General features: G+C 58.3%; 8 protein-coding genes. 3 read left to right on the plus strand and 5 right to left on the minus strand.

The features are described 5' to 3' along the window. The first annotated feature begins 47 nt into the window (after window positions 1-47). Window positions 48-1,973, plus strand: a complete 1,926-nt coding sequence (locus AD928_RS06375; protein WP_062249180.1) for a CocE/NonD family hydrolase — start codon at window positions 48-50, stop codon at window positions 1,971-1,973. Between the two features lie 17 nt (window positions 1,974-1,990). Here the strand turns inward: AD928_RS06375 and AD928_RS06380 are convergent, their stop codons facing one another. Together AD928_RS06380 and AD928_RS06385 are read right to left on the minus strand one after the other, a co-directional pair. Then, window positions 1,991-2,725 (minus strand): M15 family metallopeptidase, encoded by a 735-nt coding sequence (locus tag AD928_RS06380; protein ID WP_233419980.1) that lies wholly within the window; start codon window positions 2,723-2,725, stop codon window positions 1,991-1,993. A gap of 94 nt (window positions 2,726-2,819) precedes the next feature. Then, window positions 2,820-3,458 (minus strand): DUF1826 domain-containing protein, encoded by a 639-nt coding sequence (locus tag AD928_RS06385; protein WP_062249183.1) that lies wholly within the window; start codon window positions 3,456-3,458, stop codon window positions 2,820-2,822. Between the two features lie 79 nt (window positions 3,459-3,537). Between AD928_RS06385 and zigA the strand changes: the two genes are divergently transcribed. Further along, window positions 3,538-4,767: a zinc metallochaperone GTPase ZigA gene (gene zigA / locus AD928_RS06390; RefSeq protein WP_062249186.1), complete on the plus strand. Its 1,230-nt coding sequence runs from the start codon at window positions 3,538-3,540 to the stop codon at window positions 4,765-4,767. Continuing rightward, window positions 4,760-5,107, plus strand: coding sequence for a DUF6525 family protein (locus AD928_RS06395; protein WP_061491424.1), 348 nt, complete (start codon window positions 4,760-4,762; stop codon window positions 5,105-5,107). Before zigA ends, AD928_RS06395 begins: the two co-directional genes overlap by 8 nt. On the opposite strand, the gene AD928_RS06400 is transcribed toward AD928_RS06395, so the two are convergent. The 3 genes from AD928_RS06400 to AD928_RS06410 are packed head-to-tail and all read right to left on the minus strand — an operon-like array spanning window position 5,092 to window position 8,287. Continuing rightward, window positions 5,092-6,231, minus strand: a complete 1,140-nt coding sequence (locus tag AD928_RS06400) for an acetoin dehydrogenase dihydrolipoyllysine-residue acetyltransferase subunit (protein WP_062249188.1) — start codon at window positions 6,229-6,231, stop codon at window positions 5,092-5,094. The genes AD928_RS06395 and AD928_RS06400 overlap by 16 nt on opposite strands. A 3-nt stretch (window positions 6,232-6,234) precedes the next feature. Continuing rightward, the gene (locus AD928_RS06405; protein WP_062143013.1) at window positions 6,235-7,263 is read right to left on the minus strand and encodes an alpha-ketoacid dehydrogenase subunit beta; all 1,029 of its coding nucleotides are present in this window, start codon (window positions 7,261-7,263) and stop codon (window positions 6,235-6,237) included. 58 nt (window positions 7,264-7,321) lie between these two features. Further along, a complete protein-coding gene (locus AD928_RS06410) occupies window positions 7,322-8,287 on the minus strand; it encodes a thiamine pyrophosphate-dependent dehydrogenase E1 component subunit alpha (RefSeq protein ID WP_062249190.1) in 966 nt (321 codons plus the stop codon). Window positions 8,288-8,543: the final 256 nt, after the last annotated feature.

Here is an 8,543-nt window from a genome sequence, read left to right on the forward strand (position 1 = left end):
AAAAGCCGGATCCATAGACGACACGGTTGTTTATACTCAGGGGTTCCATGTTCAAAAATACTCTTCTTCTGCTCTGCATGACTGCGCTTTCAACACCCGCCTTCGCGCAGGATCATGCAGCGCAAAATGCTGATATCGCCCCTGATATGCCTGCAAAATTTACTGTGAATACAGACAAGTTTGACTTCATCCGCCGGGATGTGATGATCCCCATGCGTGATGGCGCCAAACTGCATACCGTCATCCTTATCCCCAAATCCGCCCATAACGCCCCTATTCTGCTGACCCGCACCCCGTATAACGCCCAGCACATGACGTCTCAGGCAGAGAGCGGCACCATGCGCTCTGTGTTGCAGGGCTATGACAACATGCCGGACGTGATCGCGGATGGCGGCTATATCCGCGTAGTGCAGGATGTGCGTGGCAAATATGGCTCCGAGGGGCAGTATGTGATGAACCGCCCTCTGCGCGGGGCGCTGAACCACACAAAAGTAGATCATAGCACCGACACCTGGGACACCATTGAATGGCTGGTCCACAACCTGCCGCAAAGCAACGGCAAGGTCGGCATTATCGGCGTCTCTTACGACGGCTATACCTCCCTCACGGCCCTGATTAACCCCCACCCGGCCCTGAAAGTTTCCGTCCCTATGAACCCGATGGTGGATGGCTGGATGGGCGATGACTGGTTCCATAACGGAGCCTTCCGTGAAGAAATGCTGTCCTACATCTACAATCAGGATGCCACGGCGAAAAAAACGGCCATCTGGTGGGGCAACCAGTATGACAATTATGATCTTTTCCTGAACTCCGTTTCTGCCGGCGCACAGGGGAAAGAACGGGGTATGGAGCAGATCGGCTTTTTCCGGCAGCTTCTGGCCCACCCGGCCTATGATAGCTGGTGGCAGCAGCAGGCAATGGACCATGTGCTTGCGGACCTGCCGCTGAAAGTGCCAACGCTCCTCGTGCATAGTCTGTGGGATCAGGAAGATAATTACGGGGCCATTGCCCTTTACTATGCGCTCAAACAGAAGCAGACAGATCAGCCCAACCTCTGGCTGGCGATGGGGCCGTGGAACCATGGCGGCGAGATCAAAGAGGCCAGCACGCTTGGCCCCATCAAGCTCCATTCCGATACCGGCCTGTATTTCCGTAAAAAAATTCTTGAACCCTTTCTGGCCCATTATCTGAAAGATGACGCCGTCGCCCTGCCGCAGCGCGTGTCCGCCTACCGCAGTGGCTCTGATGACTGGGAAACCAGAGAGGCCCTCCCGGCGCGGGATTGCACAACCGACTGCACCACTCTGCATCTTACGGCCAAATACCAGCTTGCTGTGAACGGGTCTGCCGAGACGTCCGGCTCTGTCAGTTATCTGTCTGACCCGGCACACCCGGTGCCGTATGTGCAGCGTCCCGTTATTACCAGAGGGGCCGCAAATTCCGCATGGGATAACTGGCTTTCAACAGACCAGCGCAATGCGGCGTCCCGCCCGGATGTGGCAACCTTTACCTCCCCCGTGCTGACGCAGCCGGTGGCGCTGGACGGCCAGCCGCTTGTGCATCTGAACGCCACAACAAGTGGCACGGATGGCGATTTTGTTGTGAAACTGATTGATGTCTACCCGGATGAAGTGCCCGAACAGCGGGAACTGGGCGGCTATCAGCTTATGATCAGCAGTGACATTCTGCGCGGGCGCTACCGCAAAAGCTTTGAACACCCCGAGGCTATTCCGGCTCATCAGGCCCAGCTTTACCAGTTCCGGCTGCCGATCATGAACCATACGTTCCTGCCCGGCCATCGCATTATGGTGCAGGTGCAGTCAAGCTGGTTCCCGCTGTATGACCGCAACCCGCAAACCTATGTCAGCTCCATTTTCACCGCACCGCCGGAAGCCTATAAGCCCGCCACCATTACCATTGATACGGCAAAAAGCTGGCTTACGGTGCATACGGCAGACGCCGCCACACCGTAACACACAGCTAAACCCGATTATTTAATGTCTTCAAATCTGATGTTCTGAACAGGGTATTTGTTCCAGTCCCTGTAATCAAAATGCCACCACTCAGCGGGGAGCTGTATAAAGCCTTCCTGCTGCATGGCGTCCCGCAGCAGATCCCGCGCCTTTTTCTGCTCTTCCGGCGCGTCCGGATAGTTGGAATAGGCACGGGGCGTCATTTCATCAAACCCGCTGGGCATGGTCACCTGCTGCCCGGTTTTCAGGTCATATAAGGTCAGATCCACCGCACAGCCCCGGTTATGTCTGGACCCATGTGTGGGGTTAGCGACAAACTGGTGTTTGTCCGCAGGCGTTGCGTCCCAAAACAGTTTGGTAATAAACCACGGGCGATAGGCATCAAAAATCAGAAGACCATAGCCTTTTGTTTTTAAATATTCCGAGGCTCTGGCGAGCGCTTCCGCCGCAGGTTTTTCCAAAAAGGCGTGGGATGAGGAATAAACCGGCGTGCTGAGAAAATTCTCTGTCGTGGCATAGCGGATATCGAATTTAAAATCCGGTGTAAGTGTTGCAAGATCAACCAGATCCGGCGCACGCACTATCTTATCCTGCACCGGGGGTGAGGCCGCAAGCGCCTCATGCATTAAAACCTCAAGGGGTTTAACCGGCGTAATCCGAAAGACCATCGCAGCCTTGTCCTCCTGCGCACCCCAGGCGACAGGAGGGTGCATGACCAGAACCGCAAGAAAGAAGAGCTTTGATTTCTGCATGGCCGTTTCTTCAAGGGTTCATGATGAAAAACAAACTCTACCTTTTCACGCCGTTGAACGGAAGCTCTCACACTCCTTTCCCGCACGCGCACGCCTAAGAGTGCGCCACTTCCTTCCGCACGATCCGCCGCTGATCATCTGACATCCCGCAGGCCTGTGGGGCATCCAGCGTCAGCAACAGGCGGGTGACGGGTTTTGCCAGCGCAGAAAGCGGTGGCGAACGATGCTGCACCGCCCCCTCCGGCTGCCAGCCCGGATAACAACCGCCCTTAAGTAACGCCACAGCGCCTGCGTCCGCCTGATACACCGCGGCCTCTTCCCCCAGATCCGCCACACGCCACTGCACCCCCGGCCCTACATAGGTGCACAACAGACGCAGCACGACGTGATCCACATGGAAGCGACGACAACTATCATGCGTAATCCGCTCCAGCCGGAAGCGCACGGCGTCCATCCCTGTCGCCGCGCAATAGCCGTCCACCAGCCCCAGCGCATCCTCCAGCAAGGCCCGTGTGGCCGGCGTAAAAACCGGCGCAAGCTCCTGCGCCAGCTCGTCCGGGGTGCCTGCTGTCAGGATCAGGGAAGGCCCCTCTTCAAGATAGGTCTGCGCCGCGTTTTCCAGATCCTGCCCCAGAGCACGGTCTGCGACCGCGATATGGCACGTGGGTTGCTCAATGGCCTGAAACGCAGCGTCTGGCGTGGGGAAACGGAAGGATAAGGGCGTGTGCGGCATGGGGTTTCGCTTTATCGTGACGTTATGATATAACGTATCATATACGACATCGGAACCGCAATCCGAAGGAAAGAGCACCATGCCAAACCGGCTTCCTGTTACCGTTCTCTCCGGCTTTCTGGGAGCCGGAAAAACCACGGTCCTCAACCATATTCTGAACAATCGTGAAGGCCGCCGCGTGGCCGTGATTGTTAATGATATGAGCGACGTGAATATTGATGCCGATCTGGTGCGTGAGGGCTCGGACCTCTCCCGCACGGATGAAAAGCTGGTGGAAATGAGCAACGGCTGCATCTGCTGCACCCTGCGCGATGACCTGCTGACAGAAGTGCGTCGGCTGGCGGATGAAGGCCGGTTTGATTATCTGCTGATTGAATCCACCGGCATTGCGGAACCCCTCCCCGTCGCCGCCACGTTCTCCTTCCGGGATGAGGACGACCAGAGCCTGCTGGATATTGCCCGGCTGGATACGATGGTCACTGTGGTAGATGCGGTTAATCTGCTCAAGGATTACGCCTCCACCGATTTTCTGAAAGACCGGGGCGAAACCGCAGGGGATGCGGATGACCGCGCACTGGTGGACCTGCTGGTGGAGCAGATTGAGTTTGCTGATGTTGTCATTCTCAACAAGGTGTCCACCGCCACGCCGGAGCAGCGGGACGCTGCAAAACAGATTATCCGCGCCCTGAACCCGGATGCCGATCTGATTGAAACCGATATGGGCGTCGTGCCGCTGGACCGCGTGCTGAACACCCACCGGTTTGACCATGACAAAGCCGAACAACACCCGCTCTGGTACAAAGAGCTTTATGGTGCCGCCGAGCATGTGCCGGAAACGGAAGAATACGGCATCAGCAGCTTTGTCTATCGCGCGCGCCGCCCGTTTATTCCTGAAAAATTCAAGGCCTTTATTGATACCTCATGGCCCGGCGTGGTGCGCGCCAAAGGGCATTTCTGGCTGGCCACGCGCCCGGAATGGGTGGGCGAACTCGGGCAGGCTGGCGCACTGGTCCGCACGCAGGCCATGGGCCTGTGGTGGTGCGTGATCCCCACCCAGCACTGGCCGGAGGATGACGACTGGAAGGCGATGCTGGTCGGCAAATGGGACCCGGTTTACGGGGACCGCAGGCAGGAAATTGTCTTTATCGGCACGCCGGAAATGGATGAACCCGCCCTCCGCGCCGCTCTGGATGCCTGCCTTGCCCCGCAGGATACCGGGCGCTTTCAGCCGGAGCTTTACGCCAACCTGCCCGACCCCTTCCCCGTATGGCGGCACCGCCAGCCGGAGGAGGAAGACGCCTATGCCTAAGGCCGAGACCTCGAACGAGCGCACGCTGCGAGATGAGATGTGGCGGCGCTACACCGGGGATGACTGGCAGGCGTTTGACCAGCTGCCCTCTTTAGTCCGCCAGCGCGTGGCGGAACACGCGTATGATGCGTGGTCCGTTAACGTGCTGATTTTGTGGAAGCACTACAAGCGCACCTATGGCAACACGCTCCGTGGCCAGCGCGCGTTAATCCGCTATCTGGATTATTGTGAACGGCTGGAGCGGGAAGCCTTTGCCACCCACTACGCAGACCAGTACGGCACCCTGCTTCCGCACGATGCCGCACATGTCAGTATTCTGAGAGGTCAGGCCGTCACCTGAGCCTTCTCTAAAAACGCCTCAACCAGCCTGTTGAATTCAACAGTTTTTTCAAGCTGAGGCATGTGGCCCACCTGCGGCAGAAGGTGCTTCACCACATGGTCGGGAGCATTTTTTGCCCCGGCCACCGGCAGGACTTCATCCGCTTCACCCCAGAAGAGGGTGACAGGAATACGGGCCGCATCCAGCACCGGGCGCAGGTCAATCGACTGCTGCCCGTTGGCAAAACAGGCGGCCTCAATGGTGCGCAGAGCCTCCCGCGCGCCATCCAGACGGCGGACACGCAACACGTTATCCGCCATTCTGCGGCCCACCAGAGATTTATCATGCACCAGAACCTGCAAGGCTTTTTGCATATCGCGCGTGCGGTCGGCTTCTACCATCTCCCGCAGACTTTCCGCATTCACCTCGCGCTCCATGCCGGCAGGCGCAACCAGTGTCAGCGTCAGCACGGCGTCCGGGTAATCCCGCAGCAGAGCCAGCGCAATCGCCCCGCCCAGTGAGTGGCCCAGAATATGCGCTTTGGGAATATCCAGCGCCTTCAGCAGCTCATACGCCGCCTCAGCCAGAACCGTAACAGATCCATCACCAACATCCTTGGACGATGCCCCATGCCCCGGCAGGTCAAACGCAATCACACGCTGATAGCGGGCCAGAACATCCTGATTCAGCATCCAGTTGCTCAGATCACCACCAAACCCGTGGATCAGCAGGACAGGCGCGCCGTCGCCCCGCCCGACATCACGCACATTCAGGCTATGCTCACCGACCGTAATCACACGCGGTTCCGCATTGGCGGCCTCGGCCTCTTCTCCGCCCTCTTCGTCGGTGTCGGCCTTGAAACTGGCAATAAACGCGTCAATCTCTTCGTCTGAGGCCTCCGCATCCGCCACCACGCCCAGCAGAGCACCAACCGGCAGTGTCTCACCCGCCTGCGCAACCTGTTTGCGCAAAATACCGGAGGCCGGGCTTTCATACCCGCTGGTGATTTTGCTGGTTTCAATATCCGCCACTTCATCCCCTTCCCGCACGGTATCACCGGGGGAGAGGGTCCAGGAGGCAAGCTTGCCTTCCGTCATGGCCAGACCGAATTTGGGCATCGTCAGGGCTGTCAGGATCTTTGTCATTGTTCAGGCAACCTCACGCGTTTTCTGCATCATGACGGCTTTAACCGCCGCTTCAATTTTATCCGCATTGGGCATGTAGAGGTTTTCCAGCGGGGTGGAGAACGGCACCGGTGTATGCGGCGGCACCACCCGGCGGATGGGAGCCTTCAGCGCGCCAAAAGCCTGCTCGGCCACAAGGGCGGAAATATCGCACGCCATGTTACAGCGCGGGCTGGACTCATCCACAATCACCAGACGGCCCGTATCTTCCACACATTCCAGAATGGTCTGCTCATCCAGCGGGAACATGGTGCGCGGGTCCAGCACGGTACAGGAAATGCCCTGTTTTGCCAGACGGTCTGCGGCCTCGTTCGCCATGCCCACCATGCGACCAATGGCGACAATGGTGACATCATCCCCTTCACGCGTCAGGTTGGCTTCCCCAAACGGGATGGTATAGGCCTCGTCCGGCACTTCCTCGACGTCATCATACATGACCTTATTTTCAAGGAAGATCACCGGGTCATCATCACGGATCGCTTCAATCAGCAGACCTTTGGCTTCATAAGGAGAAGACGGCACCACAACCTTCAGCCCCGGAATATGGGTAAAGAGCGGATACAGCGCCTGACTATGCTGAGCCGCAGCATTAAACCCGGCCCCGTACATGGCACGAATGACCAGCGGCGTACGCGCCTTGCCGCCAAACATGTAGCGGAATTTGGCAGCCTGATTCATGATCTGGTCGAGACAACAGCCGACAAAATCAACAAACATCAGTTCCGCCACCGGGCGCAGGCCTGTCGCCGCAGCACCCGCCGCCGCCCCGATATAGGAGGCTTCAGAAATCGGGGTATCCAGCACACGGCTTTCCCCAAATTCGGTCAGCAGACCTTTGGTGACACCCAGCACGCCGCCCCAGGCGTCCTTCACGCCAGAGGAGCCGCCCTGCCCCCCGGCCACATCTTCACCCATCAGCACAACCGTGGGGTCACGCCGCATTTCCTGACGCAGGGCTTCATTAATCGCCTGACGAAAGCTCTTTTTGCTCATTGGTCTTTCCCCAAATACGTTGAGGGCAACAGGCGACATGCCCTCGCCCGAAATCCCATCAGATTTTGACGTAAACATCCGCCATCAGATCTGCATCTTCCGGCCAGGGAGCCTGTTTGGCGGCCTGCACGGCGCTCTCCACTTCGTCCGCCACGGCGGCATCAATGTCATCCAGCGCGCTGAGGTCCAGCAGCTTTTCCTGCGTAGCCCGTTCACGGAAGCTTTCAAGGCAGTCATGGTTTTTCTTGGCATCGGCCACTTCATTGGAGGCGCGATAGCTCATGGCATCCCCTTCAAAGTGCCCATACCAGCGCTCCAGATGCACATGCAGCATGACCGGGCCTTTGCCCGAGCGGGCGTGGTCAATGGCATCGCGCGCCGCGTCATGCACGGCGAAGAAGTCCGAACCATCACATTCCATATACGGCATGCCAAATCCGGCGGCGCGGTCCTTCTGGGTGCCGGCGCAGGCGTAGGAAGACCCGGTGGCCTCGCCATAGCCGTTATCTTCCACCACAAACACGGCAGGCAGATGCCAGACAGACGCCAGATTAAGGCTTTCCAGCGTGGTGCCTTCATTCGAGGCACCATCACCATAAAAAGCCACGGCCACGCCGTTATCTTTCAGAACCTTATGAGACAGCGCGGCCCCGCAGATCAGCGGCGGGCCACCGCCCACAATCCCATTGGCACCCAGCATGCCTTTGGAAAGGTCGGCAATATGCATGGAACCGCCCTTCCCCCGGCACACGCCGGTTTTGCGGCCATAAATTTCAGCCATCATGCCGCCCACATCCACGCCCTTGGCAATGCAATGGCCGTGGCCACGATGGGTGCTGGCAATGGTGTCCTGTTCCGTCAGATTGGCGCAGACCCCAACGGCGGAGGCTTCCTCCCCGCAATAGAGATGCACAAAGCCCGGGATTTCCCCGGTCGCAAATTCACGATGCAGGCGTTCTTCAAACACCCGGATGGTACGCATGGCACGGTAGGACCGAAGCAGGGTCTCTCTGGAAATCTGCATAGACCACGTCCTTTTTTCTTTCTTGTGTGGCTAACCGAGGAAAGCTCCTCCCCAAACGCTTGCGTGCCATGCCCCGTTGCCGGCTGGCTCGGCAAAATAATACACCGCACGCATATGTGAATTTCTGTTTTGGTAACAAACCGCAGTCTTCCGCCCTTTTGCCTGACCGCCCCCCCCCCCCCGGCCCTGACGCCATCCCTTTGCTCTGTTCCCCGGGTGGGCACGAAAGCTCTCTTTCGGCGTTCCCCTTCCGTAC

The organism is Acetobacter cerevisiae (assembly GCF_001580535.1).
GTDB classification, from domain to species: Bacteria; Pseudomonadota; Alphaproteobacteria; order Acetobacterales; family Acetobacteraceae; genus Acetobacter; species Acetobacter cerevisiae.

What these genes read in the sequence shown, in the direction of transcription:
- AD928_RS06375 (WP_062249180.1), top strand. Translation starts at nt 48, where the DNA reads ATGTTCAAAAATACTCTTCTTCTGCTCTGCATGACTGCGCTTTCAACA.
- AD928_RS06380 (WP_233419980.1), bottom strand. Translation starts at nt 2,725, where the DNA reads ATGCAGAAATCAAAGCTCTTCTTTCTTGCGGTTCTGGTCATGCACCCT.
- AD928_RS06385 (WP_062249183.1), bottom strand. Translation starts at nt 3,458, where the DNA reads ATGCCGCACACGCCCTTATCCTTCCGTTTCCCCACGCCAGACGCTGCG.
- zigA (WP_062249186.1), top strand. Translation starts at nt 3,538, where the DNA reads ATGCCAAACCGGCTTCCTGTTACCGTTCTCTCCGGCTTTCTGGGAGCC.
- AD928_RS06395 (WP_061491424.1), top strand. Translation starts at nt 4,760, where the DNA reads ATGCCTAAGGCCGAGACCTCGAACGAGCGCACGCTGCGAGATGAGATG.
- AD928_RS06400 (WP_062249188.1), bottom strand. Translation starts at nt 6,231, where the DNA reads ATGACAAAGATCCTGACAGCCCTGACGATGCCCAAATTCGGTCTGGCC.
- AD928_RS06405 (WP_062143013.1), bottom strand. Translation starts at nt 7,263, where the DNA reads ATGAGCAAAAAGAGCTTTCGTCAGGCGATTAATGAAGCCCTGCGTCAG.
- AD928_RS06410 (WP_062249190.1), bottom strand. Translation starts at nt 8,287, where the DNA reads ATGCAGATTTCCAGAGAGACCCTGCTTCGGTCCTACCGTGCCATGCGT.